The 20282-nt window shown below is 68.4% G+C and carries 18 protein-coding genes; 9 read left to right on the forward strand and 9 right to left on the reverse strand.

All coding sequences use genetic code 11. From position 1 onward, the window contains the following. The first annotated feature begins 49 nt into the window (after nt 1-49). Nucleotides 50-775, forward strand: coding sequence for an AzlC family ABC transporter permease (locus KHC23_RS09395; protein ID WP_213371801.1), 726 nt, complete (start codon nt 50-52; stop codon nt 773-775). Further along, entirely contained in the window at nt 772-1080 is a 309-nt protein-coding gene (locus KHC23_RS09400; RefSeq protein ID WP_213371803.1) for an AzlD family protein, read from the forward strand. The genes KHC23_RS09395 and KHC23_RS09400 overlap by 4 nt, the downstream gene beginning before the upstream one ends. A 105-nt stretch (nt 1081-1185) precedes the next feature. Here the strand turns inward: KHC23_RS09400 and KHC23_RS09405 are convergent, their stop codons facing one another. Both KHC23_RS09405 and KHC23_RS09410 read right to left on the reverse strand, forming a co-directional pair. Beyond that, on the reverse strand, nt 1186-1734 hold the full coding sequence (locus KHC23_RS09405) for an SRPBCC family protein (RefSeq protein ID WP_213371805.1): 549 nt from the start codon (nt 1732-1734) through the stop codon (nt 1186-1188). Then, nucleotides 1731-2111 (reverse strand): ArsR/SmtB family transcription factor, encoded by a 381-nt coding sequence (locus tag KHC23_RS09410; RefSeq protein WP_213371807.1) that lies wholly within the window; start codon nt 2109-2111, stop codon nt 1731-1733. The genes KHC23_RS09405 and KHC23_RS09410 overlap by 4 nt, the downstream gene beginning before the upstream one ends. Nucleotides 2112-2299: 188 nt before the next feature. Here KHC23_RS09410 and dnaG point away from each other — a divergent pair, with 188 nt between their 5' ends. The 3 genes from dnaG (at nt 2300) to KHC23_RS09425 (ending at nt 7886) form a co-directional block, all read left to right on the forward strand. Beyond that, nucleotides 2300-4237, forward strand: a complete 1938-nt coding sequence (gene dnaG, locus KHC23_RS09415) for a DNA primase (RefSeq protein WP_213371809.1) — start codon at nt 2300-2302, stop codon at nt 4235-4237. A 175-nt stretch (nt 4238-4412) separates the two neighbouring features. Then, nucleotides 4413-6413 carry an RNA polymerase sigma factor RpoD gene (gene rpoD, locus KHC23_RS09420; RefSeq protein WP_213371811.1) on the forward strand — a complete coding sequence of 667 codons (2001 nt, stop codon included), beginning with the start codon at nt 4413-4415 and terminating at the stop codon, nt 6411-6413. Nucleotides 6414-6623: 210 nt separating this feature from the next. Next, on the forward strand, nt 6624-7886 hold the full coding sequence (locus KHC23_RS09425) for a glycoside hydrolase family 108 protein (protein ID WP_213371813.1): 1263 nt from the start codon (nt 6624-6626) through the stop codon (nt 7884-7886). A 14-nt stretch (nt 7887-7900) separates the two neighbouring features. Here the strand turns inward: KHC23_RS09425 and KHC23_RS24640 are convergent, their stop codons facing one another. The 3 genes from KHC23_RS24640 to KHC23_RS09435 form a co-directional block, all read right to left on the reverse strand. After that, complete coding sequence (locus KHC23_RS24640) at nt 7901-8032, reverse strand: hypothetical protein (RefSeq protein WP_271188604.1); 132 nt, start codon at nt 8030-8032, stop codon at nt 7901-7903. A gap of 119 nt (nt 8033-8151) precedes the next feature. Continuing rightward, nucleotides 8152-8331 (reverse strand): DUF1328 family protein, encoded by a 180-nt coding sequence (locus tag KHC23_RS09430; RefSeq protein WP_213371815.1) that lies wholly within the window; start codon nt 8329-8331, stop codon nt 8152-8154. Between the two features lie 160 nt (nt 8332-8491). Further along, the gene (locus KHC23_RS09435; RefSeq protein ID WP_213371816.1) at nt 8492-9859 is read right to left on the reverse strand and encodes an MFS transporter; all 1368 of its coding nucleotides are present in this window, start codon (nt 9857-9859) and stop codon (nt 8492-8494) included. Nucleotides 9860-9957: 98 nt separating this feature from the next. On the opposite strand from KHC23_RS09435, the gene KHC23_RS09440 reads away from it, so the two are divergent. Then, complete coding sequence (locus KHC23_RS09440) at nt 9958-10872, forward strand: aldose 1-epimerase family protein (protein WP_213371817.1); 915 nt, start codon at nt 9958-9960, stop codon at nt 10870-10872. 29 nt (nt 10873-10901) lie between these two features. Here KHC23_RS09440 and otsA read toward each other — a convergent pair whose 3' ends face one another. From otsA to otsB, 3 genes are read right to left on the reverse strand one after another with little or no spacing between them, the layout of a single operon-like run. Further along, nucleotides 10902-12323: an alpha,alpha-trehalose-phosphate synthase (UDP-forming) gene (gene otsA / locus KHC23_RS09445; protein WP_213371818.1), complete on the reverse strand. Its 1422-nt coding sequence runs from the start codon at nt 12321-12323 to the stop codon at nt 10902-10904. After that, nucleotides 12308-14104, reverse strand: coding sequence for a glycoside hydrolase family 15 protein (locus tag KHC23_RS09450; RefSeq protein WP_213371819.1), 1797 nt, complete (start codon nt 14102-14104; stop codon nt 12308-12310). Before KHC23_RS09450 ends, otsA begins: the two co-directional genes overlap by 16 nt. Further along, entirely contained in the window at nt 14101-14880 is a 780-nt protein-coding gene (otsB, locus tag KHC23_RS09455) for a trehalose-phosphatase (RefSeq protein WP_213371824.1), read from the reverse strand. Before otsB ends, KHC23_RS09450 begins: the two co-directional genes overlap by 4 nt. Nucleotides 14881-15214: 334 nt before the next feature. On the opposite strand from otsB, the gene ettA reads away from it, so the two are divergent. Further along, nucleotides 15215-16870, forward strand: coding sequence for an energy-dependent translational throttle protein EttA (gene ettA / locus KHC23_RS09460; protein ID WP_213371826.1), 1656 nt, complete (start codon nt 15215-15217; stop codon nt 16868-16870). Between the two features lie 25 nt (nt 16871-16895). After that, a complete protein-coding gene (tam, locus tag KHC23_RS09465; RefSeq protein ID WP_213371828.1) occupies nt 16896-17663 on the forward strand; it encodes a trans-aconitate 2-methyltransferase in 768 nt (255 codons plus the stop codon). Nucleotides 17664-17759: 96 nt separating this feature from the next. On the opposite strand, the gene KHC23_RS09470 is transcribed toward tam, so the two are convergent. After that, nucleotides 17760-18782, reverse strand: coding sequence for a patatin-like phospholipase family protein (locus KHC23_RS09470; protein ID WP_213371830.1), 1023 nt, complete (start codon nt 18780-18782; stop codon nt 17760-17762). Nucleotides 18783-19036: 254 nt separating this feature from the next. On the opposite strand from KHC23_RS09470, the gene KHC23_RS09475 reads away from it, so the two are divergent. Beyond that, complete coding sequence (locus KHC23_RS09475) at nt 19037-20269, forward strand: lytic murein transglycosylase (RefSeq protein WP_213371832.1); 1233 nt, start codon at nt 19037-19039, stop codon at nt 20267-20269. Nucleotides 20270-20282 lie beyond the last annotated feature (13 nt).

The raw sequence follows: 20282 nt of genomic DNA on the forward strand, positions 1-20282 counted from the left end.
GCAAGCCGTCGTCTTCACGTCCTCCGCCTATACCTCCGCGTACCCCGCCATGGCTCCAGCCTCCCAACCACGCCCGCCCGGGGCCACGCTGACAGCGGCGGGGTGCTGGCGCGGGGCGCGGGCTATCCTCGCCGTGCTCCCCCCGGTGTTCGTGTTCGGCGTCGCCTTCGGCATCGCCGCGCGCGGCGTCGGGATCGAGGGCTGGGTCGCCGCGCTGATGAGCATGGCCGCCTTCGCCGGCGCGGCGCAGTTCGCCGTGCTGGACCTGTGGACGAGCCCGGTGCCGTGGCTGCCGCTGCTGGTGGCGACCTTCGCCATCAATGCGCGGCACATCCTGCTCGGCGCGTCGCTGCGGGGGCTGTGCCGGGGGCTTCCGGCGTGGAAGGTCTACGGCGCGATGGCGCTGCTCAGCGACCTCAACTGGGCGGCGCTGATTGCCGCCGAGCGGCGCGGCGAGCGCGACCTCGGCTATCTCGTCGGCGGCGGCGCGCTGATGTGGGTGACCTGGGTATCGGCGACCGTGATCGGCGCGGTGGCGGGCGGGCTGACGCTCGACGACGTGAAGACCTATGCGCTCGACCTCGTGCTGGTGGCCTTCTTCGCCACCACGCTGGTCGGGCTGCGGCGCGGGCGCGTCGACGACCTGCCCTGGCTGGTCGCCGGGCTGGCGGCCTTGGGCGCGGTGTGGTTCCTGCCGCCCAACTGGCACGTGATGGTGGGCGGGCTTGCCGGGGGCCTCGCCGGTCTCATTCGCGACGAGCTGAAGCGGCCATGAGCACCACCAATGCGCTGCTCGTCGTCCTCGCCATGGCGCTCGTCACCTATGCGACGCGGGCGGGCGGCATCTTCCTGGTCGGCTTCGTGCCGATGTCGGCCCGCACCGAGAATTTCCTGCGCTATCTCGCCGGGGCGGTGCTGGTGGCGCTGGTGGTGCCGGCGACGGTGCGCGGCGGGCCGGAGGGCTATGTGGCCGTCGGCGTCGCCATCCTCGCCCGGCTGGTGCTGCGCAAGGCGCTGCCGGCGATCGCGCTCGGCATCCTCGCCGCAGCGCTGTGGCGTGGCTATATGGGCGTGAGCTGACCGCTGGGGACAGCGGGGGCGATGGGGCCGCTGCACGGTCAAGCGCCGCTCACCGCCTGAGCGGAATCGGCCGGGACCGGCCCCGGCCGCGTTCTGGCCCCCGCCTTATTCCGGCAGACGCTGTTCGTATTCGTCCCGGTAGCGGGCGACGAGCGGCCAGAAGGCCGGGCGTTCCTCATGTGCCAGTTCGGCTTCCAGCAGGGCGAGGTGCGAGTGCCAGCCGCCGGCCACGCCCAGCCGCGTGCTGCGTTTGACGAGGCGGCGATGGGTGACGGTGAGCAGCACCCGCTCGCCGCGCGGGGCAAGCTCGAAAGTGACGTCGGATTCGGAGGGCGAGCCGGTCTCCCAGGTGAAGTGCAGCAGGCGGTTGGGCTCGCAGGCGATCACCACGCCCTGATTGTGAAACTCGCCGGAATGGCAGGCGAAGCGCTCTGGCGGGGGCTCGTCGCCGCCGAGTTCACCATTGCGGAAGACGAGATCGACCGCGCCGCCCGGCACCAGTTCCATCGGGCCGGCGGCAAGCCAGAGCCGGCGCTTCTCCGGCTCGGTGAGATAGGCCCAGACCCGTTCGATCGGGCCGGGCAGCAGGCGCTCGAAGCGCAGTGTGTCGGCAGCCTGCAGGGTGGCATAGCCATTGGCGGCATGGGTGTTCATCTGTCGTCTCCCTTGGGTTCGGATGAAGGCACGATTTCGCGATCCGGCTGGCGCAGCAGGGCATCGAGAGCGTCGAGCCGCTCGGTCCAGAAGCGTTCGTAGAAGCTCAGCCATTCATGCGCCTCGGCCAGACGGTCGGGCTGGAGCCGGCACAGATGCTGCCGGCCCCTGATGTCGCGCGTCACCAGTCCCGCCGCCTCCAGCGACTTGATGTGCTTGGAGGCGCCGGCCAGCGACATGGCGAAGGGCTCGGCGAGTTCGCTCACCGTGCGCTCGCCCGAGGCAAGGCTTTGCAGCATGGCCCGCCGCGTCGGATCGGCGAGGGCGTGGAAGACGTGATCGAGCCGGCTGCCGGCGATGTGCATATGTTCAACCATGTGGTTTAATATCTGCGCACCGACGGTGATTGTCAACCGAATGGTTGAGAATTGGCGGATTTTTTCTCCGGTGAATAATGGGGATTGCGGGAGGAGTGTCGGACTGCCACTTCAGAGCACTGGCGCGACCAACCGGCCTGCCTCTTGCCTGCTAGAAGGGGCGTTCCGACCGAAGGATCGAATCCTCCATGCGCTTTCCGCCCTCGTTCCTCGACGAGATACGTACCCGCCTCCCGGTGTCGGAGGTGGTGGGTAAGCGCGTGCAGCTGAAGAAGCAGGGGCGCGAATGGCGCGGTCTGTCGCCGTTCAACCCGGAGAAGACGCCGTCCTTCTATGTCAACGACCAGAAGGGCTTCTACCACTGCTTCTCCTCCGGCAAGCATGGCGACCAGTTCGACTTCCTGATGGAGGTCGACGGCCTGCCCTTCCCGGAGGCGGTGGAGCGGCTGGCCTCGATGGCCGGCGTGCCGATGCCGGTGCAGTCGCGCGAGGAAGAAAAGCGCGAGAGCCGGCGCAAGACGCTGCACGAGGTGATGGAACTCGCCGCGCAGTATTTCGAGGCGGCGCTGCAGGGCCGCGCCGGCGCCAAGGGGCGCGGCTATCTCGCCGATCGCGGCCTCGGCCCCTCGGTACAGGGGCGGTTCCGGCTCGGCTATGCGCTGCCCGAGCGATTCGCGCTGAAGGAGGCGCTGGGCGCGCGCGGCGTGCCGGTGGAGGACATGGTCGAGGCCGGGCTGCTGATTTCAGCCGAGGACATCGCCATCCCCTATGACCGGTTCCGCGACCGGGTGATCTTCCCGATCACCGATTTGCGCGGGCGGGTGGTGGCCTTTGGCGGGCGGGCGCTGGAAAAGGACGTGCCGGCCAAGTACCTCAACTCGCCGGAAACGCCGCTCTTCCACAAGGGATCGCTGCTCTACAACGGCTTCAACGCCCGCGCCGCCGCCCATAACGGCGCGCCGGTCATCGCGGCGGAGGGCTATGTCGACGTCATCGCCCTGGTCGAGGCCGGCTTTGCCGGGGCGGTGGCCCCGCTCGGCACCGCGCTGACCGAGGAGCAACTGGCGCTCCTGTGGAAGATGGCGCCCGAGCCGGTGCTGCTGTTCGACGGCGACAAGGCCGGCCGCCGCGCCGCCTGGCGGGCGATGGACCTCGCTCTGCCGCATCTCAAGCCGGGCATGAGCCTTTCCTTCGGCCTGCTGCCCGAGGGGCAGGACCCGGACGATCTGGTGCGGGCCGGCGGGCGCGAGGCGGTGGACGCGGTGCTGGCGCAGGCCCGCCCGCTGGCCGATGTGCTGTGGGCGCGCGAAATGGAGAGCGCGAGCGTCGACACGCCCGAGCGCCGCGCGGCGCTGGAGGCGCGGATCGGCGAGATCGTGCGCGTCATCGGCGACGAGACGGTGCGCAAGCATTACCGCAGCGAGCTTCTGGAGCGCTTCCGCCGGCTGTTCGCGCCGGTGGCGGTGAAGGGCGAGGGCGGGCGCCGGAGCGGCGGCGACTATCCGGGCCGCTACGCCGGCAGAGGCGGCGGGCGCCGGCCGGTCGCCGGCGGGCGCGGCCTGCCGGGAGGGGGCGTGGGCGAGACCATGCGCCGCTCGGCGCTGGTGCGCGGCACGGCGGCGGAAATGCCGCGCAACGAGGCGCTGCTCCTGTTCGCGCTGATCAACCATCCCTGGCTGATCGACCAGTGCGCCGAGGAACTCGCGGGCCTGTCGCTGGCCAACCGGGAGATTGCCGAACTGCGCCGGGCGCTGCTCGATGCCCATATGGAGGGCGACGCCGAGGAGCCGGCGCGGCTGGAGGCCCGGCTGGAGGCGCAGGGCTTCGCCCCGCTGGTCGCCCGGCTGGCGCGCCTCGCGGTGGCGCGGCACGACTGGCCGGCCTTTTCCGATGCCGGACGGGTGGATGTGGAGTTGTGGTGGCACCAGCGGCTGGTCTTGCACCGGCGGGGCCACGCCCTATCTAAGGAACTGAAAGAAGCCGAGAAGCGCCTGGCGGAGGAGCCCACGGAGATGAATTGGGCGCGCTTTCTCGACGTACAAAGTCAGCTCGCAGCACTTGACGGAACCGAAGCTTTGGTAGAGGGGTTCGGCGCCGCGTCGGGTCGCCCGGCGCGGACGATGTAACGGGTCCCATTGGGCTGCTCGCCCGCGCGTCTCCCGCCGCGTGGTGCGCGTAGCCCTGTTTGCGTCTCTCGCCGGCCAAAGCGCGGGACGCGGGTTGAACGATCGAAGGGCGGTGCCGTACGGGCCGCCATCGTACGCCGGGGCGCAGGTCGCCGGCGCTTGAGGAGCACAACGCATGGCGAAGCAGGCAGCGGAAGCGACGGAAGCCCCCGAGAAGGACGGCGACACCCCGGACAGCCCGTTGCTGGACCTTTCGGACGCTGGCGTCCGGAAGATGATCAAGCTCGCCAAGAAGCGCGGCTATGTCACCTATGACGAACTGAACGAGGTTCTGCCTTCCGAGCAGAACACCTCCGACCAGATCGAGGACATCTACGCGATGCTCAACGAGATGGGCATCAATGTCGTCGAGGCCGAGGAAGCCGAGGCCGAGGCGGAAGGCGAGGAAGCCCCCGCCGAAGCGGCCGAGGAAGAGGAAGAGAGCAGCGGCGAGCTGGCCGAGACCGGCTCGCGCACGGTCATCCGTTCCGAGACCAAGTCCGAGCCGGGCGAGCGCACCGATGACCCGGTGCGCATGTATCTGCGCGAGATGGGTTCGGTCGAGCTGCTCTCGCGCGAGGGCGAAATCGCCATCGCCAAGCGCATCGAGGCCGGCCGCGAGGCGATGATCGCCGGGCTGTGCGAGAGCCCGCTGACCTTCCAGGCCATCATCATCTGGCGCGACGAACTGGTCGAGGGCAAGGTCCTCCTGCGCGACATCATCGACCTGGAGGCCACCTATGCCGGCCCCGAGGCGAAGAACGGCCCGATCGTCGAGGGCGGCACGCTCGCCCCCGAGGCCGAGGAGGAGCGCGAGCCCACGCTCGGCGAGAGCATCGCTTCCGACGACGACGACGACATGGAGAATTCCCTGTCGCTGGCGGCGATGGAGGCCGAGATCAAGCCGAAGGTGCTGGAAACCTTCGATCGCATCGCCGATGCCTACAAGAAGCTGCGCCGCCTGCAGGACCAGAACGTCGAGTCCAAGCTGAAGAACGAGAGCCTCTCGCCCTCGCAGGACCGCAAATACAAGAGCCTGAAGGACGCGCTGATCGTCGACGTGAAGTCGCTCTCGCTCAATCAGGCGCGGATCGACAACCTGGTCGAGCAGCTCTACGACATCAACAAGCGCCTCGTCTCGCTGGAAGGCCGGCTGATGCGCCTCGCCGAGAGCTTCGGCGTCTCGCGCGAGGACTTCCTGCGCCAGTATCAGGGCTCCGAGCTCGACCCGAAATGGGTCGCCCGGGTGAAGAACCTCACCTCGCGCGGCTGGAAGGGCTTCGTCGGCCAGGAACTCGACGGCATCAAGGATCTGCGCTCGGAAATCCACGCTCTGGCCACCGAGACCGGGCTGGAGATCCAGGAATTCCGCAAGATCGTGCAGATGGTGCAGAAGGGCGAGAAGGAAGCCCGGCAGGCGAAGAAGGAAATGGTGGAGGCCAATCTGCGCCTCGTCATCTCCATCGCCAAGAAGTACACCAATCGCGGCCTGCAGTTCCTCGACCTGATCCAGGAAGGCAATATCGGCCTGATGAAGGCGGTGGACAAGTTCGAGTACCGCCGCGGCTACAAGTTCTCGACCTATGCCACCTGGTGGATCCGGCAGGCGATCACCCGCTCGATCGCCGACCAGGCCCGCACCATCCGCATCCCGGTGCACATGATCGAGACGATCAACAAGATCGTGCGCACCTCGCGCCAGATGCTGCACGAGATCGGCCGCGAGCCGACCCCGGAGGAACTGGCCGAGAAGCTCGGCATGCCGCTGGAGAAGGTGCGCAAGGTCCTCAAGATCGCCAAGGAGCCGATCTCGCTGGAGACGCCGATCGGCGACGAGGAAGACAGCCACCTTGGCGACTTCATCGAGGACAAGAACGCCATCCTGCCGATCGACGCGGCGATCCAGAGCAATCTGCGCGAGACCACGACGCGCGTGCTGGCCTCGCTGACCCCGCGCGAGGAACGGGTGCTGCGCATGCGCTTCGGCATCGGCATGAACACCGACCACACGCTGGAAGAGGTCGGCCAGCAATTCTCGGTGACGCGCGAGCGTATCCGCCAGATCGAAGCCAAGGCGCTGCGCAAGCTCAAGCATCCGAGCCGCTCCAGAAAGCTGCGGAGTTTTCTGGACAACTGATGATCCGTAGGTTGCGCCCGCTCCTCGACGATTGAGCCTCGCGCGACGGTCGGGACAGACGAACTTGAAAAAGGCGGCCCGCAGGCCGCCTTTTTGCGTCAGCGGCCGTTGCGGGGGCACGACCGGGTCGCCATCGCGCCTGTCGCAGATGCAACCTTGACAAGTGGTATTATTCGACAGCAATCTTAGGTAGCAACATTGGGGGCTGCCATGAATCCGCTTGTCGTGCTGGCCGGTTCGCTTCTGCCTGAAATCCTCAAACTGGCATTCGGACCCCGGTCGGGCCCGATCATCGAGGCCGTCAGCAACGCGGTGGAGGCCGCCACCGGCACGAAGGACCCGCAGAAGGCGCAGGCGCAGCTCGCCGCCGACCCCAAGCTCGCCAGCGAGCTCAAGCTGGAACTGGCGCGCATCGCCGCGCAGGGCGAGGAGGCGCAGCGCCAGGGCGAGCTGGAGGCGTTGCGGCTCACCATCGAGCGCGAGAGCCGCGCCGCGGCGAGCGACCTTGCCCAGCGCGAGCGGGACGACAAGGACCGCGCCGGCGCGCGCGACACGTTTCTGGCGCTGGCCAGCGCGCGCAATCCGCTCGCCTGGGCGCCGGTCGTCATCTCCATCGTCATCGTGGTGGGGTTCTTCTGGATATTGTGGGTGCTGCTGCAGCCGCTCACCCCCGACCGGCAATCACCCTTCACCAGCAACGCGCCGCTGCTCCAGCTCATCAACATCGTCATTGGCGGCCTGGTCTCGGCCTTCGCCACCGTGGTCAGCTATCACCTCGGTTCCTCCGCCTCCTCGCGCGCCAAGGACACCGCGTCCTTCGAGCTGCAGGGGCGGTTCGCCGACCAGGCCGGCACCGCGATCCGCGCGCAGGTGCGTCAGGCGGAGGAGATGGTGGCCGGACGCCCCGCCGGCGCGTCGCCCGCCTCCGAGGCCGCCCGGACCGACGCGGCCGCCGCGCGCTTCCAGGCGTGCCTGGAGATCGTCTTCGGAGGCGAGGGCGGGTTCTCCAACGACACGTTCGATCCCGGCGGCGCAACCAAGTTCGGCATCACCATCCGCACGCTCTCGGCCTATCGCGGCGAGGAGGCATCGGTGGACGACGTGGCCAAGCTGACAAAGGAGGAAGCCCGCGACATCTACCGGTCGATGTACTGGAACGTGATGAAATGCGAGCAGCTTCCGCCGGGCGTCGATCTCGTCGTGTTCGACCACGGCGTCAACGCCGGTCCCGCCCGTGCGGTGAAGATGCTGCAGAGCGTCGTGGGCACCGCGCCCGACGGCTCCATCGGCCCGGTGACGCTGGAGGCGACGCGCCGGCGTGACGCGGTCGACATCGTCCGGCGCCTTTCCCAGGCGCGGCGCGACTTCTATGAGGGGCTGGACAAGGCTCGGTTCGAGAAGGGCTGGATCAACCGCGCCAACAAGGTCGAGCAACTCGCCCTCGGCATGGCCAGCGCGCAGAAGGCCGCCTGATCGCCCGCGCGCGCTCATTCGCCGGGAAGCGGATGGTTCTTGCGGCGCGTTGCCTTGGTGCTGGCCTCGACATAGGCCAGCGCGGCGGCGAAGCCGGTGAAGGCGATCACGACTCCGGCGACGAAGATAAGCGATTCGATCGGCATGACATCCTCCGCGGGTAGTTTCCCGGAGGCTAGCGCGATGGCGACGGGGCGCCTTGCGGTAGGTCAATGCAGCGCGGGCGGCGGCAGCGCGCCCGCCCCGGACGAATGGCGGCGCGCCGTCAGGGCGCCGTCACCGCCTGGTCGACCAGCATGGCGAAGCCGATCAGCAGCAGGAATCCGAGGAAGAACAGCCCGAACAGCAGCAGCGAGATCCTGCGGGCCAGCGCCGACACGCCGGTGAAGCCGACGGCGCCGGCGATGACCGAGATCACGAGGAAGATGACGGCATACTTGATCATGCGGGCCCCCCAGATGCGCAGCGTCAACGGCCGGTCGCCGGATCTGTTCCTCGCAGCCTAGCGCATTTTCCAGCGACGTGAGTTCCGGTTCGCGTGAAGAAAATGCGCCAAAACAAACACCTAGAGTTCATCCGGTAGCCCGGCTTTCACCGGATGGGCTCTAGGCGCCGTCGGAGCGCCCGTCCTGCTCTGTAGGGAAGGGGGCGTCGGGCGCGGTGTCGTCCGGCGCCGCGGCCGGCCCGGTCGAGGATGGCGCGGGCGAGGCGGCACGGCGCCAGCGCAGCCGCGACGGCGCCGGGCGCGGCGTGTCGCGAGGCTCCTTTTCCGGCCGTGGCACGGTTCCCGTCGCCGCCGAGGCGATCGGCTCGCTGGTGATTTCGCCCTGCGGCGTGCGCTCGCGCAGGAAGATGCGCCAGAGCACGAACAGCAGCAGCAGCGCATAGGCGGCGGCGGTGAAGAAGAACAGCCCCCCCGGCCCGTAATGCTGCATGCCCAGCGAGGCGAGGGCGGGACCGACCACCGAGCCGATGCCGTAGAGCAGCAGCAGCCCGGCGGCGGTTTCCACCGCTTCCGAGGGGGCGGTGCGGTCATAGGCATGGGCGGCGGCCAGCGAATAGGCGGGCAGCGAGAGCGCGCCATAGACCATGCCGAGCAGGCTGAGGCCGAGGAGGTCGAAGGGCAGCGCGCCGAGTGCGAGGCCGGCCAGCAGGGCGCCGACCAGCAGCGCGGCGAGGATGCGGCGCCGGTCGATGCGGTCGGAGAGGAAGCCGATCGGCCACTGCGCCAGCGCGCCGGCCACCACCACCGCGCTCATGAAGGTCGCCGCCCCGTCGGCGGTCAGGCCGCTGCCGATGCCGAAGATCGGCCCCAGCGACCAGAGCGAGCCATTGGTGAGGCCGATGGCGAAGCAGCCGACCATCGCCACCGGCGCGGCGCGGAACAGCCGGGGCAGGCGGATGCGCGCGGTCTCGATCGGCGCCGGCTGGGTGCTGGAGCCGATCGCCACCGGCAGCGTGGCGAGCGAGAACAGGATGGCGGCTATGGCGAACAGGTCGAAGCTGCGCACCGGATAGACGGTGATCATCATCTGGCCGGCGGTCAGCGCGGCGTAGTCGACGATGACATAGGCGCTCATGACGAAGCCGCGCGTCTGGTTGGTGGCGCGGTCGTTGAGCCAGCTCTCGATCACCAGATAGAGGCCGGCGAAGCAGAAGCCGGTGATGGCGCGCAGCACGAACCAGGTGATCGGCTCGATGAACAGCGGGTGCGCCATCATCATCGCCACCACGCCGGAGGTGAGCGCGGCGAAGGCGCGGATATGCCCGGTGCGGCGCACCAGATGCGGCACGGCGAGGCAGCCGACCACGAAGCCGAGATAATAGCTCGACCCCAATATGCCGAGATTGATGGCGCTGAAGCCCTCGAAGGCGCCGCGCAGCGGCAGCAGGGTATTCTGCAGGCCGCTTCCGGTAACCAGAAAGAACACGCCGAGCAGGAGCGCGGCGACAGGGCCGAGAGTCTGGGCCATGATGGAAACCGGACGATGAGGGTGACGGGGGTGCGGAATCACGGTTCCGCTAGGTCCGGTTAGCCCTGATCTTTGGCGAAGTCGAGACGGGGATTGGTATGGGTGAGGGGCCGGTGAAGCTGAAATCGGATTATCTGGAGGCGGACATCTCGCCGCAGGGCGCGGAGATGGTGGGCTTGCGGGATCGCGACGGGCGCGACCTGCTGTGGAATGGCGACCCGGCGTTCTGGACCGGCCGCGCGCCGCTGCTTTTTCCCATCGTCGGGCGGCTGCCGAACGACCAGTTGCTGCATGAGGGCAATGTCTATGCGATGGGCCAGCATGGCTTCGCGCGCCGGCGCGCCTTCACCCTGGAGGAGGCGACGGAGCATGAGGTGCGTCTGGCGCTTCATGCCGACGACGAGACGCTGAAGCAGTACCCGTTCCCGTTCTCGCTCACCGTCACCTACACGCTCGCCGAGGCGACGCTGTCCATCAGTGCGGTGGTGGCCAACACCGGCGAGGCGACGCTGCCGGCCAGCTTCGGCTTCCATCCCGCCTTCCGCTGGCCGCTGCCCTATGGCGGCACCCGGGCCGACCACCGGCTGGTGTTCGAGAAGGCGGAGGCGGAGGCGATCCATCGCCCGGTCGGCGGGCTGCTTTCCACCGCGACCGAGGACAACCCGGCGGTGGACGCGATTCTGGAGCCGACCGACGCGCTGTTCGAGCGCGACGCGCTGATCTTTCTCGACCTGCGCTCGCACCATGTGCGCTTCGGCGTGCCGGGCGAGCCGGGGCTGGAGGTGGCGTTTCCCGACATGCCGCATCTCGGCATCTGGTCGAAGCCGGATGCGCCGTTCCTGTGCATCGAGCCCTGGGCCGGCTATGCCTCGCCCGAGGTGGGGCCGGCCGAGTTCATGGAAAAGCCCGGCCTGTCGCTCATCGCCCCCGGGGAGGCGAAGCGCTTCGGCATGGCGATACGCTGGATGCCGGATGTCGGGCGGTTGATCGGGCCGCACGAGGCCGGGGGCTAGCTAGAGCCGGCGACGCGCCCCGGTCGCGGTCACAGCGGCCGGGCGTTGGCGCGCGGCTCCGGGGTCTCGCCGAAATGGTCGGCGACATGGGTGAGTTCGTCGATGAAGCGCTCGCACCAATGGTGGATGGTGTTGTTCTCCACCCTGTCCATGTTGGTGCGCCAGCGCTCGCGGCGCTCTTCGAGCGGCATGGCGAGGGCGCGGTGCATGGCGTCGGCCATGCCCTCGATGTCATAGGGATTGACCAGCAGCGAGCCCTTCATCTCGTCCGCCGCCCCGGCGAAGCGGGACAGCACCAGCACACCGGGGTTCTCCGGATCCTGCGCGGCGACATATTCCTTGGCGACGAGGTTCATGCCGTCGCGCAGCGGCGTCACCACGCCGACCCGCGAGCGGCGGTAGATGGCGGCCAGCGTGGCGCGCTGGAACGGGCGGTTGAGGTAGCGCAGCGGCACCCAGTCGAATTCGGCGAACTCGCCATTGATCGCGCCGGCGAGTTCCTCCAGCTCGCGGCGCAGCGACTGATACTCGGCGACCTCGCTGCGCGAGAGCGGCGCCACCTGCATCATCGTCACCGTGGAGCGGTGCTCGGGATAGCCGCGCAGCAATTCGCCGAAGGCGGCGAACTTGCCGGGCAGGCCCTTGGAATAGTCCAGCCGGTCGACGCCGACGGCAAGGGTGCGGCCGGCGAGGCTCTCGTCGAGGCGCCGCTCCTCGTCGCTGCCGACCGACTTGCGCGCGTCCCGGACGAAGGCCTCGGCGTCGATGCCGATCGGGTAGGCGGCGACGCGGAAGCGCCGGTCGCGCAGGCCCACCGTGCCGCCGGGGGCGATCCAGCCGCGCACTTCGGAGGAGATGTAGGTGAGCAGCGCGCGCACGTCGTTCTCGGTCTGCAGGCCGACGAGATCGTAATGCGACAGGTCGTTCACCAGCGCGGCATGCGAGGGCAGGCTGAGATAGACCTCGGGCGTCGGCCACGGAATGTGGTGGAAATAGCCGATCCGCCCCTCGAAGCCGAGCTTGCGCAGTTCCGCCGCCAGCGGGATGAAGTGGTAGTCATGCACCCAGATGATGTCGTCGGGCTTGAGCAGCGGCAGCAGCGCGCGGGCGAAATGCTCGTTCACCCGCCGGTAGCCCTCCCAGTCCGCCTTGCGGAAGGTCAGCAGCCCGAGCCGGTAATGGCACAGCGGCCACAGCGTGCCGTTGGCGTAGCCGGCATAATGGGCGCGCTGGTCCTCGGGGTCGAGGGTGAGCAGCGCATAGGTCACGCGGCCGGAACGGAAGATTTTCGGCGTGTCGGGCGGGTTGACCACGGTCTCGCCGCTCCAGCCGAACCACAGGCCGCCGCGCTGGCCGAGCGCCTCGCGCAGCGCGACGGCGAGCCCTCCCGCCTTGGCCGCGCGCTCCTTGGGCGACGCTACCCGGTTCGAGACGATTACGAGCCGCGCCAAAAGGCTTCCTCCCATGTCTTCGACAGCCGCATCGCGGTGTCGATCAGGCCGACCATCGAATAGGTCTGCGGGATGTTGCCCCACAATTCGAGGGTCTGGTTGTCGATGTCCTCGGACAGCAGCCCGGCCGGGTTGCGCCGCGCCAGCAGGCTGGTGAACATCTCCCGCGCCTCGTCGCGGCGGCCGATCAGGTCGAGCGCGCCGGCGTACCAGAACGAGCAGATGGTGAAGGAGGTTTCCGGCAGGCCGAAATCGTCCTCGCCGGCGTAGCGCATCAGGTAGCCGTTGCGTTTCAGTTCGCGCCCGATGGTCTCCACGGTGGCGATGTAGTGCGGGTCGTCCGGGCGCACGAAGCCGAGTTCGGCCAGCAGCAGCAGGCTGGCGTCGAGCTGGCCGTCCTCCTGCGCGTCGACGAAGCTGCCCATCTTCTCGTCCCAGGCGAAGGACATGATGCGGGTGCGGATCTCGTTGGCGTGCCCGGACCAGAAACGCGCCCGGTCGGGCAGATCCAGCACCCGGGCGATGCGCGCCAGCCGGTCGCAGGCGGCCCAGCTCATCACCGCAGAGAAGGTGTGCACCCGGCGCTTGCCGCGCAGCTCCCACAGCCCGGCATCCGGCTCGAAGGCGAATTCCACCGCCCGCGCCCCGACCCCTTCCAGAAGCTCGAACAGCGCCTTGTCGCCGCGATTGGGCAGGCGTTCGTCGAAGAACATCTGCGCCGCCGCCAGCACGACATGGCCGTAGCCGTCATTCTGCACCTGCTCGCCGGCCTGGTTGCCGACGCGCACCGGGCCCATGCCCTGGAAGCCGGAAAGCGCGGGGGCGAAGCGCTCCTCCAGCGGCGTGCCGGGCACGATCGAATAGACCGGGGCGAGGCGGCCGGACGGCTCGGAGGCGATCACCGTGGTGAGGTAGCGTATGTAGTCCTCCATCGTGCGGGTGGCGCCGAGAATGTTCAGCGCCCGCACGGTGAAGTAGGAATCGCGCAGCCAGCAGTGGCGGTAGTCCCAGTTGCGGATCGAGTGCGGCGCTTCGGGGATCGAGGTGGTGAGCGCGGCGACGATGCCGCCGGTCTCCTCGAAGGCGCACAGCTTCAGCGAGATGGCGGCGCGGATCACCGCGTCCTGCCACTCATAGGGAATGGAGAGGTAGCGCACCCATTCGTGCCAGTATTCGCGGGTCTTCTCCTCGAAGCCGCGGGTGGTGTCGGCGATGCTGGAGGGGAAGGGCTCGTCCGGCCCCAGCACCAGCGTCGCCGCCCGGTTGAGCACGAAGGGCCGCTCCTCCATCAGATAGACGATGGGCAGGTCGGTGGTGGCGCGCAGGGTGACGCTGTCGCCGGAGAAGCGCATGTGGTTGGAGCCGCGCACCGGCGCCGGGCGCTGTTCGCCCCAGTTGAAATGCGGGCGCAGGCGCAGCGTCACCCGGCACATGCCGGTGATCGGCTCGATCCGGCGCACCAGCGTCGCCGGGCGGTAGATGCGGTCATAGAGCTTGAAGCGCGGGGCGAAGTCGGTGATCCGCAGCCTCGCGCCCTGGTCGTTCTCCAGAATGGTTTCGATGATGGCGGTGTTGGCCTGATAGCGCCGCGTCGCCTTGACCTGCCCCTCCAGCACCACGTCGCAGAAACCGGCCTCCGGTTCGGCGCCGCCGAGCAGCGAGGAGAAGATCGGGTCGCCGTCGATGCGCGGCCAGCAGCACCAGGCGATGCGGCCATTGGGGTCGATCAGCGCCGCGATGGTGCCGTTGCCGATGGCGGCCAGATCGAGATTGGTGCTCACGAATTCACGCGCTCCAGTGCGTTGGGAAGGTCGGTCAGCCAGCGGCGCACCTCGCCCGGCGAGGCCAGCCTGAAATCGGCCTGATCGGTGGGGCGGGAGCCGACCGCCAAAGCGAGGCCGCCGGCGGCGCGGACGGCACGGAAACCGTCCTCGTCGGTCACGTCGTCGCCCAGGAACACCGGGCGGCGGCCGGTGAACAGCGCCGAATTCATCAGCTGCTCGACCGCCGTTCCCTTGTTGCGCCCGGCCTGCCGCACCTCGATGACGCATTTGCCCTTGAGGAATTCGACGCCGCCGTCAATGCCGGTGCCGATCTCCATCACCTTGTCCATGATCGCCTCGCCGAATTGCGGCACGGCGCGGAAATGCACCGCCAGCGCCAGCGGCTTGTGCTCCACGAACACGCCGGGCCAGGCGGCGAGCACCTCGTCGAGCGCCTGTTCCAGCGGCTTGCGCCATTTCGGCAGCGGGATCGGCACCGAGGGAGCGTCGGGGGCGAGCCGCACCTCCGCCCCGTGCTGGCCGGAGGCGGCGAGCCGGGTCGGGGCGAAGCGGTGGTCCATCCAGTCGATGGTGCGGCCCGACACCAGCGCCACCGCGCCGTCGAGCGCGAGCTGGAGCCGCGCCAGAAGGTCGGGCAGATCGGTGGGAATGCTCACGCCCTCGGGATGATCGGCATGTTCGATCAGGGTGCCGTCAATATCGAGGAACAGGGCCCAGTCGGGCTGTGGCAGCAGGGTGGTGCCGTATTCGGGTGCGGTTCGTGATCTCGCCATGCTGTCGGTATACCTGCCAGGCTCCGGATCGTTGAGGTAATATGGTAGCAATCGCGTTCGGCGTCACCGCCGGCCTGCTGTCAACGCCCAATGCGCGGCGGCGTTCCGGTACCCTTGCGGAAAACCGGCAGGGTGGAAACTGAAATCCGCGGGCGGCCGGCCCGGCGTTGGCGGGCGTGCCGTCGCGGCCTTCGACGCGCGAACGGGGCGGGGGCGCACCGTCCGGCCTTGCCGCTCACCGGGGAGCGGTTTACATAGCGGCCGACCCCACACCCGTTCACGCCGCGGCAGCGCGGCCCGATATCGGCTCGGCCCGAACGCGCAGGATTTGGACATGGCTTCGTATCAGTACGTCTACCACATGCACGGCATGACCAAGGCCTACCCGGGCGGCAAGAAGGTGCTCGACAATGTGCACCTCTCCTTCTACCCGAACGCCAAGATCGGCATTCTCGGCCCCAACGGCTCGGGCAAGTCCACCCTGCTCAAGATCATGGCCGGGATGGACAAGGATTTTTCCGGCGAGGCCTGGGTCGCGGAAGGCGCGCGCGTCGGCTACCTCCCGCAGGAGCCGCTGCTCGACCCCGCCCTGTCGGTGCGCGAGAACGTCATGCTCGGCGTCGCCAAGCAGAAGGCGATCCTCGACCGCTACAACGAACTCGCCATGAACTATTCGGACGAGACCGCGGACGAGATGACCGCGCTGCAGGACGAGATCGAGGGCCAGGGCCTGTGGGACCTCGACAGCAAGGTCGACCAGGCGATGGACGCGCTCGGCTGCCCGGAGGAAGGCTCCGACGTCACCAAGCTCTCCGGCGGCGAGCGGCGCCGCGTCGCGCTGTGCCAGCTGCTGCTCTCGCAGCCCGAGCTGCTGCTGCTCGACGAGCCCACCAACCATCTCGACGCCGAGACCACCAACTGGCTGGAAGGCCATCTGCGCGCCTATCCCGGCGCGATCCTGATCGTCACCCATGACCGCTACTTCCTCGACAATGTGACCGGCTGGATCCTCGAACTCGATCGCGGCCGCGGCATCCCCTATGAGGGCAACTATTCCTCCTGGCTGACGCAGAAGACCAAGCGGATGCAGCAGGAGAACCGCGAGGACGAGGCCCGCCAGCGCGCGCTCGCCTCCGAGCAGGAATGGATGGCGGCCTCGCCCAAGGCGCGCCAGGCCAAGAACAAGGCGCGTATCCAGCGCTATGACGACCTGGTGAAGAAGGCGTCGGAGAAGGGCCCGACCACCGCGCAGATCGTCATTCCGGTGTCCGAGCGGCTCGGCAACAACGTCATCGAGTTCGACGGCCTCACCAAATCGTTCGGTGACAAGCTGCTGATCGACAACCTCTCCTTCAAGCTGCCGCCGGGCGGCATTGTCGGCGTCATCGGCCCGAACGGCGCCGGCAAGACCACGCTGTTCCGCATGATCAACGAGCTGGAAAAGCCCGACTCCGGCTCGATCACCATCGGCGAGAGCGTCCAGCTCGGCTATGTCGACCAGAACCGCGACGCGCTCGACGACAAGAAGACCGTGTGGGAGGAAATCTCCGGCGGCAACGAGGTGCTGTATCTGGGCAAGCGCGAGATCAATTCCCGCGCCTATTGCGGCGCCTTCAACTTCAAGGGCGGCGACCAGCAGAAGAAGGTCGGCATGCTCTCGGGCGGCGAGCGCAACCGCGTGCATCTGGCGCGTATTCTCCAGCAGGGCGCCAACGTCCTGCTGCTGGACGAACCGACCAACGACCTCGACGTCGAGACGCTGCGCGCGCTGGAAGAGGCGCTGGAGGACTTCGCCGGCTGCGCGGTCATCATCTCGCATGACCGCTTCTTTCTCGACCGCATCGCCACCCACATGCTGGCCTTCGAGGGCGAGGGCCATGTCGAGTGGTTCGAGGGCAATTTCCACGACTACGAGGAAGACAAGAAGCGCCGCCTCGGCGTCGACGAGATCATCCCGCACCGGATGAAGCACAAGAAGCTGACGCGCTGACCACATGACCGGACGGAGGGCGGCGATGGCCGAAGACTGGAACCCCGCCCTCTATCTCAAATTCGAGGACGAGCGCACCCGGCCGCCGCGCGACCTGCTGGCGCGGGTGCCGCTGAGCCAGCCCCGCCTTGTGGTCGATCTCGGCTGCGGGCCGGGCAATTCGACCGAGCTTCTGGTCCAGCGCTGGCCCGGGGCCGAGGTGACCGGGGTCGACAATTCCCCCGCCATGCTGGAGCAGGCCCGCGCGCGCCTGCCGGGCGCCCGCTTCGAGCTGGGCGATCTCGCCAACTGGCAGCCGGCGGAGGGCACCGACCTGCTGTTCGCCAACGCCGTGTTCCAGTGGGTGCCGGACCATCTCGACGTGCTGGCGCGGCTGGTGGCGGCGCTGCCGCCGGGCGGCGCGCTGGCGGTGCAGATGCCTGATAATGTCGAGGAGCCCTCGCACCGGCTGATGCGCGAGACCGCCGCCAGCGGGCCCTTCGCCGGCCGCCTCGACGGCGCGGCGCGGGACCTGTTGCCCTCCGTCGGCGCCTATTACGACCGGCTGGCGCCGCTGGCCCGCCATGTCGACATCTGGCACACGCTCTACAACCACCCGCTGGACGGCGCGCCGGCGATCGCCGACTGGTTCCGCTCCACCGCGCTGCGGCCCTATCTCGCCGCGCTGGAGGAGGGTGAGCGCCGCGCCCTCCTCGCCGACTACACGGCGCGGCTGGAAAAGGCGTACCCCGCGCGCGTCGATGGCAAGGTATTGCTGCGCTTTCCCCGGCTGTTCGTCGTCGCGGTGCGGTGAGCCGGCACCGGGCCTACTGTCGCGCCCGTGGGGCGCCGTCGGAGCCTTTCCGACGAACCTTCACGCGAGCCGGACTCCGCTTCGCTCGAAGAGGGGCTAGCCCCAAAAGGCCTTCATCTCCGCCACATCGGCCCGCCCGCGTTCCTCGCCATTGGCGATGCAGGGCGCAATCCACTTTGGGTTCATGATGCTGTCGACATGGGAGACGCCCGGCAGCAGCCCGACCACCTTCAGAACCACATCGGTTCCCTGTGTCTTGAGGTCGGCAACCTCCTGCTGGAGCGTGTTGGGCAGGCCGGAGGTCCTCAGCCCGACCTTCGAGGCGTCGGAACTGCCGTCGGTCAGCGAGATCACCAGTGCCCTCTTTACGCCCGCCACCACGTCGCAATGCGTGCTGGTCTGGCAGATGCCGCCATCCATGCACAGGCGGTCCTGCAGCCAGGTCGGTCCCATGGAGCCCGGCAGCGAGGAACTCGCGGCACAGGCGTGGTTCGCCTCGATTCCCGATGTGTGAGAAACAATGAGGCGCTCGCCCGTGTAGCAGTCAATGGCCGTGGTGTAGAGCTTGGGCGAGGGCCACGTCTCTTGGCCTATCAGCTTCTTCACGGCGGTGTAATAGCTGTCCGGACCGGCGGCATTGCGTGCTGCCAGCGAGGCGCGCCCGATCGCCTGGATGGTGGCCGGATCGGCCTTTGAGGCGGCGGCGGCCATGTGCCGGGCGCGAAGCTGGCTGACATTGGGTGCCATGGTCGGGATCAACTCGGCAAAAAGATCCGGATATTTTCCGAGAAACGCCATTTCGTCGCCGAACTGATCCAGATGACCCGCAGTCAGCACGGCGCCAAGGAGAGAGCCGGCCGAGGTTCCCACCACGATGTCGGCGGTGGCGAGATCGACCCCTCCCGCACGCAGCGCGCGGATATAGCCGGCCATCCACGAGACGAGATAGGCACCGCCGCCGCCGAGCACGAGGCCACGTTCCTTGCCGGTGCCGAGGCGTGGCGTATAGGGAATGGGATGGGCGAGCCCGTCATTCCACGCATCCGTGTCGGGTTTGGCAGGTGTTGTGGCGCCGGGAGTTCCACTGTCGCCGGAAGATTGGGCCCGAGCGCTGGTCATGGGATTGAAAAGAGCGCCAGCGGCGCTCGCGATCAGAAGATCACGACGCTTGAACATCAATGCAATAGGCCCCTCACCTCGTTGCGATCCCTTCAACTGCGATGGTCTGTTCCAAGTAAAACATTACCGTCGCGGGGTATCAACCCGCATGACCCGCTTTTTCCGTGCAATGTCCATCGGCGCCCGTCGGCAGACTCCGACCCGGCATCCCGCCACGGTTCACAGCCGGGGGCGATCCGGGTTATCTCAGGGGCATGATGATCCGATCGCTCCGCCTGTCGCTTCTCGCCGCCGCCCTTTCACTTCTCTTCCTCGCCGCGCCGGCCCTCGCCGATGCCGGTTTCGACCGCTGGCTGGCGGCGCAATGGCCGGCGGCGCAGGCAATGGGCATTTCCCGCGCCACCTTCGCGCGCGAGACCGCCGGGCTGGAGCCGGATTACGGGCTGCCCGACCTCGCGCTGCCCGGCAAGCCGAAGGCGCCGGACCGGCAGGCGGAATTCGTGCAGACCCCGGCCGCCTATGTCTCCGACAAGGCGATCGCCAGCTATGCCGCGCGCGGGCGCAAGCTCGCCCGGCAATATTCCGCCGAACTCGACGCCATCGAACGGCGCTTCGGCGTGCCGGGGCCGATCCTGCTCGCGATCTGGGCGCGCGAGACCTCCTATGGCGGCGCCAAGCTCAGCCATGACGCGCTGCGGGTGCTGGCGACGCAGGCCTATGTCGGGCGGCGCAAGGACGAGTTCCGCGCCGAGTTTCTCGCCGCGCTGAAGATCCTCGACGAGGGGCACGTGACCCGCGCCGGGATGAAGAGTTCCTGGGCCGGGGCGATGGGGCTGACCCAGTTCCTGCCCACCGGCTACCTCGCCTATGGAGTCGATCTCGACGGCGACGGCACCGCCAATATCTGGACGTCGGTGCCCGAGGCGCTGGCCGCCACCGCCAGCCTGCTGGCCGAGAAGGGCTGGCGGAAGGGCAGGCGCTGGGCCTATGAGATCACGCTGCCGGCCGGCTTCGACTGCACGCGGGCGGAGCCCGAGACCACGCTTCCCATCGGCGAGTGGCTGAAGCGGGGGGTGAAGATCGCCGACGGGCGCCGCGTGCCGCCCTCCGCGCTGAAGGACGAGGCGTCGATCATCATGCCGGCGGGGCCGCACGGGCCGGCCTTCCTGACGCCCGCCAACTACTTCGTGCTGAAGAGCTACAATTTCGCCGACCTCTACGTGCTCTATGTCGGCCATCTCGCCGACCGCATCGAGGACGACCGGCCCTTCGCCCGCGACTGGTCGGACATCGCGCTGGTGAAGACCCGCGATCTCGAATTCATGCAGAAGGTGCTGGCCCGCGAGGGCTATTATGCCGACAAGGTCGACGGCAAGGCGGGGATGAAGACCCGCGCCGCGCTGGGCGCCTACCAGAAGGCCAATGGCCTCGCGCTCGACTGCTGGCCGGACGCCGCGGTGCTGCAGCACATGAAGCGCGGCGGGTAAGGCCGGGCCCGAC

This window comes from Ancylobacter dichloromethanicus, from assembly GCF_018390645.1.
GTDB lineage: Bacteria > Pseudomonadota > Alphaproteobacteria > Rhizobiales > Xanthobacteraceae > Ancylobacter > Ancylobacter dichloromethanicus.

Coding starts and splice junctions, on each gene's coding strand:
- KHC23_RS09395 (WP_213371801.1), top strand. CDS start 50: ATGGCTCCAGCCTCCCAACCACGCCCGCCCGGGGCCACGCTGACAGCG.
- KHC23_RS09400 (WP_213371803.1), top strand. CDS start 772: ATGAGCACCACCAATGCGCTGCTCGTCGTCCTCGCCATGGCGCTCGTC.
- KHC23_RS09405 (WP_213371805.1), bottom strand. CDS start 1,734: ATGAACACCCATGCCGCCAATGGCTATGCCACCCTGCAGGCTGCCGAC.
- KHC23_RS09410 (WP_213371807.1), bottom strand. CDS start 2,111: ATGGTTGAACATATGCACATCGCCGGCAGCCGGCTCGATCACGTCTTC.
- dnaG (WP_213371809.1), top strand. CDS start 2,300: ATGCGCTTTCCGCCCTCGTTCCTCGACGAGATACGTACCCGCCTCCCG.
- rpoD (WP_213371811.1), top strand. CDS start 4,413: ATGGCGAAGCAGGCAGCGGAAGCGACGGAAGCCCCCGAGAAGGACGGC.
- KHC23_RS09425 (WP_213371813.1), top strand. CDS start 6,624: ATGAATCCGCTTGTCGTGCTGGCCGGTTCGCTTCTGCCTGAAATCCTC.
- KHC23_RS24640 (WP_271188604.1), bottom strand. CDS start 8,032: ATGCCGATCGAATCGCTTATCTTCGTCGCCGGAGTCGTGATCGCCTTC.
- KHC23_RS09430 (WP_213371815.1), bottom strand. CDS start 8,331: ATGATCAAGTATGCCGTCATCTTCCTCGTGATCTCGGTCATCGCCGGC.
- KHC23_RS09435 (WP_213371816.1), bottom strand. CDS start 9,859: ATGGCCCAGACTCTCGGCCCTGTCGCCGCGCTCCTGCTCGGCGTGTTC.
- KHC23_RS09440 (WP_213371817.1), top strand. CDS start 9,958: ATGGGTGAGGGGCCGGTGAAGCTGAAATCGGATTATCTGGAGGCGGAC.
- otsB (WP_213371824.1), bottom strand. CDS start 14,880: ATGGCGAGATCACGAACCGCACCCGAATACGGCACCACCCTGCTGCCA.
- ettA (WP_213371826.1), top strand. CDS start 15,215: ATGGCTTCGTATCAGTACGTCTACCACATGCACGGCATGACCAAGGCC.
- tam (WP_213371828.1), top strand. CDS start 16,896: ATGGCCGAAGACTGGAACCCCGCCCTCTATCTCAAATTCGAGGACGAG.
- KHC23_RS09470 (WP_213371830.1), bottom strand. CDS start 18,782: ATGACCAGCGCTCGGGCCCAATCTTCCGGCGACAGTGGAACTCCCGGC.
- KHC23_RS09475 (WP_213371832.1), top strand. CDS start 19,037: ATGATGATCCGATCGCTCCGCCTGTCGCTTCTCGCCGCCGCCCTTTCA.